Source organism: Sulfitobacter sp. HI0129 (assembly GCF_001635395.1).
Classification (GTDB): Bacteria; Pseudomonadota; Alphaproteobacteria; order Rhodobacterales; family Rhodobacteraceae; genus Sulfitobacter.
Window position 1 is genome coordinate 1 of sequence record NZ_LWGH01000988.1, and the last position, 3,708, is coordinate 3,708.

General features: G+C 64.2%; 5 protein-coding genes. 3 read left to right on the forward strand and 2 right to left on the reverse strand.

Annotated elements, in window-relative coordinates:
- A partial coding sequence (locus tag A3764_RS21530) for a 5,10-methylenetetrahydrofolate reductase (RefSeq protein ID WP_067952093.1) occupies window positions 1-821 on the reverse strand: 821 nt, incomplete at its 3' end.
- Between the two features lie 31 nt (window positions 822-852).
- A complete protein-coding gene (locus A3764_RS21535) occupies window positions 853-1,152 on the reverse strand; it encodes a virulence factor (RefSeq protein WP_067920818.1) in 300 nt (99 codons plus the stop codon).
- Window positions 1,153-1,382: 230 nt separating this feature from the next.
- On the opposite strand from A3764_RS21535, the gene A3764_RS21540 reads away from it, so the two are divergent.
- The 3 genes from A3764_RS21540 to A3764_RS26155 all read left to right on the forward strand — a co-directional run.
- The gene (locus tag A3764_RS21540; protein ID WP_067920820.1) at window positions 1,383-2,498 is read left to right on the forward strand and encodes a Ppx/GppA phosphatase family protein; all 1,116 of its coding nucleotides are present in this window, start codon (window positions 1,383-1,385) and stop codon (window positions 2,496-2,498) included.
- Window position 2,499: 1 nt separating this feature from the next.
- On the forward strand, window positions 2,500-3,222 hold the full coding sequence (locus A3764_RS21545; protein ID WP_067920822.1) for an RlmE family RNA methyltransferase: 723 nt from the start codon (window positions 2,500-2,502) through the stop codon (window positions 3,220-3,222).
- Window positions 3,223-3,301: 79 nt separating this feature from the next.
- Window positions 3,302-3,708, forward strand: a 407-nt coding sequence (locus A3764_RS26155) for a hypothetical protein (protein WP_236628292.1), incomplete at its 3' end; no start/stop codon positions are given.

Genomic DNA, 3,708 nt, shown 5'->3' on the forward strand with positions numbered 1-3,708 from the left:
TCCGGGTTCTCGGCCTTGTAGGCCGCCAGCTCGTTGATCACATCTGTCGGCTCGTAAGGCAACAGCAGCTTGGTCACGTCCATCGCACGTTTCTGCAATACCTTCAGCGAGGGGCCGACGCCACAGGCAATGGCGAACTTGATCAGCGTCTGCAGTTTCGCGGGGCCCGCGATGCCGATGTGAATGGGCAGGTCGATGCCTGCGAACTTCAGGCTGTCGGCCCATTCGATGATCGGCTGCGCCTCGAAGGCGAACTGGGTGGCGATGGCCATCTTGGCATCGGTGCGTTCGGAAAAGCCCTGCTTCCACTTCAACGCGTCGTCGACCCGCAGGCGGGTGCCGTCGGTATCGATGTCGCGGTTCCCCTCGGGGTGCCCGGCCACATGCAGCCGCTCGAACCCGTGCTTGTCGAAGAGGCCCGTTTCCATGAGCTGCATGGAATCCTCGAAATCGCCGTGGGGCGTGGCCACGCCGCCGGCCAGCAGCAGGGCCTGGCGCACATCCGCTTCGCCCTGATACATGGCGATCCAGTTTTCCAGCGTGGCGCGGTCCTTGATGATACGCGCCGGGAAATGCGGCATGACCTTGTAGCCATCCGCGTTGAGGCGTTTTGCGGTGGCGACCATGTCCTCGATCGGCGTGCCCTCGATATGGGCGATATAGACGCGGGTGCCTTCGGGCAGCAGATCGCGGAAATTGTCGACCTTTTCGGCGGTGCGGGGCATCACCTCGATCGAGTAATCCTTGAGGAAGGCCTCTACCGCGGCGGTGGGGGCCTCGGGCGCGGGGGTTTCCTTGCGGCGGAAGTTGAGCAAAGACATGATGTTATCCCTGAATGTGGTCATCGGGCCTTCAGGCCCATCCGTCGTTTTCGATCAGTTTGCGAATGCGGTCGCGGTCGTATTCGGCCTCGATGCGGGACACTTCCGCATCGGCCACGGCTGCGTCGTCGGTGCCCGGTACCTCGACCGGCTCGGCCTTGCGCCATTCGGCGAGATAGGCATCGCTGTCGCGGGCGTTCACCTTCATGGCGGCACGGTCGATGGCCTGTTCGAACCGTTCGGGCAAGGCGCGCTTGGTGCCCCGGCGGCCCTTGCCGACGATGACCTGCGCGGGAATGTCGCGCCAGTAGACGATTGTAACTTCGGGCATGGATGATTCCCCGTTCGCGCCGTTTGGCCCTGTCTAAGTGAAGCACCGTTCCCCCCGGTGCCGGTTTTCGACGAAACGGGGTACGGTAACGACTTGGGGTCGTTTTCGCACAATGGTGCGGGGAAGGGCAGACCCCCTGTCGCGAAACCCGGCTGCGACAACTCGCGACGCTTGCGTGAAAGCCCCTGAACCATTACCTTGAAGCCAACTCGATATGAAAGGCGCGAACCATGGCGCCAAAGCGTCCCAGAGGTGCGGGCGCGCTCGACTTCACAACGGCTCTGAGCCCCGCGCCAGTTCCGTCCGGATCGAAAGAGCTTTACGCAGCCCTGGATCTGGGCACTAACAGCTGCCGCATGTTGATCGCCCAGCCTAGGGGCAGCGGTTTCCATGTGGTCGACAGTTTTTCCAAGTCCGTCCAGTTGGGGGCGGGGCTGGAAAAGACCGGGCGCCTGTCGCGCGGATCGATGGCGCGCACCATACAGGCACTGCGCATCTGTCAGCAGAAATTGCGGCGTAACAAGGTCAGACGCATGCGGCTGGTCGCCACCGAAGCCTGCCGCCGTGCGTTGAACGGGGCCGATTTCATGCAGCGGATCCAGCGTGAAACGGGCCTGCGGCTCGATATCATCAAGCCCGAGGAAGAGGCGCGGCTCGCGGTCATCTCCTGCGCGCCCCTCGTCAGCCAAAAGACGGAAAACCTGCTGGTGGTCGACATCGGCGGCGGCTCGACGGAGCTTGTCTGGATCGACATCCGGCATGTGCCCAAGGCGGACCGCGCGCAATCCATCATGCGGCTGCATACCGGGTTCAAGCAGGCGGTATCGGACATTCCGGCGGCCAAGGTGGTGGACTGGATTTCGGTCCCCCTCGGGGTTGCTACCTTGCGTGACCAGTTTTCCGACGTAGAGGACGACGCCGCGCGCTTTGCCTTGATGAGCTGGTTTTTCGAAGAGAACCTCGCCGATTTCACACCCTATCAGTCGGCCCAGCCGCAGGAGCGGTTCCAGATCGTCGGCACCTCCGGCACCGTGACGACCGTCGCGGCGAGCCATCTGGGGCTGAAGCGCTATGACAGGACCAAGGTGGACGGGCTGCGCATGACCAGCGCGCAGATCGACAAGGTGATCCATTCCTATCTGGCGATGGGGCCGGGCGGGCGGCGTGCCGATCCGCGTATCGGGCAGGACCGGCAGGCGCTGATCATGTCCGGGGCGGCGATACTTCAGGCGCTGATGCGCTGCTGGCCCACGGACCGGTTGAGCGTTGCCGACAGGGGCCTGCGCGAGGGGCTGCTCTACGCACAGATGAGCGCGGACGGCGTTCTCGAAGAAGGAAAGTACTGAGATGGCAAAGACGCCGGACGGCAAGAATACCTCGGGGCGCGGGCAGCGCGATCTCAAGGTCAAGGTGAAATCCGCGCGCGGGCGCAAGCTCAGCTCGACGCGCTGGCTTCAGCGGCAATTGAATGATCCTTACGTGAAGCGCGCGAAGGCCGAAGGCTATCGCGGGCGGGCGGCCTTCAAGCTGCTGGAACTGGACGAGAAGTTCCGCTTTCTCGTGCCGGGGGCCCGGGTCGTCGATCTGGGCGCGGCCCCGGGCGGCTGGTGTCAGGTCGCGGTGCCGCGGGTGAACGCGTTGGGGGAAAAATCCGGCAAGGCCATCGGCACCATCCTCGGCGTCGACCTGCAGGAGATGGAACCCATCGCGGGGTGCGAGCTGCATCAGCTCGACTTCATGGAGGATGACGCGGACGAGAAGGTGAAGGAATGGCTGGGCGGGAAGGCCGATGTGGTGATGTCGGACATGGCGGCGTCGTCCTCGGGGCACAAGCAGACGGACCATCTGCGGATCATCGCGCTCTGCGAGGCGGCTGCCTATTTCGCCTTCGACGTGCTGGACGAAGGCGGTACCTTCGTGGCCAAGGTGCTGGCCGGCGGGGCGGAGGGCGATCTGCAGAAGTTGCTGAAACAGCGGTTCGCCAAGGTTGCGAATATCAAACCGCCCGCCAGCCGGTCGGATTCTTCGGAAAAGTTCGTTGTCGCGACGGGGTTTCGCGGGGCCGACTGACAAAGGCGGTGCCCGCTTCACCCGGACTTAACGGTTACGCCATAGCCTGCGGGGAATCCCAGCAGCGCGGTATGGTTCCATGTGGCATTCGGCCTTTGTTCTACTCCTGATCATCAGCCTCGGCTGGTCCGGCCTTGCCCGGGCTGATGACCGTGCGGCGGCCGTGTTGGCCTATATTGATCGGGATATCCTGTCCTGGGTCGGGGATGCGCGCCTGTTGGCGGCCCTGCGGGGGGCCGCAGCCGGTCGAAGGGGGAGCCTGCCTGCGGCGGGCGCGCTGCTGTCGGCCCGGGTCGGCGCCGCCGGGGGGCAAATCCTCCACGCCTCCCTGCATGGCGCGGGGGGTGAGGCAATTGTTGTGACCGGATCGCGGAATTATATGGCGGGGCAAGGGCAAATCATCGACATACTTAGGAAGCGGGGCAAAACGCCCGTCATCGACGGCGCGAGATTGTCCCGCACCGCCATGGGTCCGGGGGGCATCCT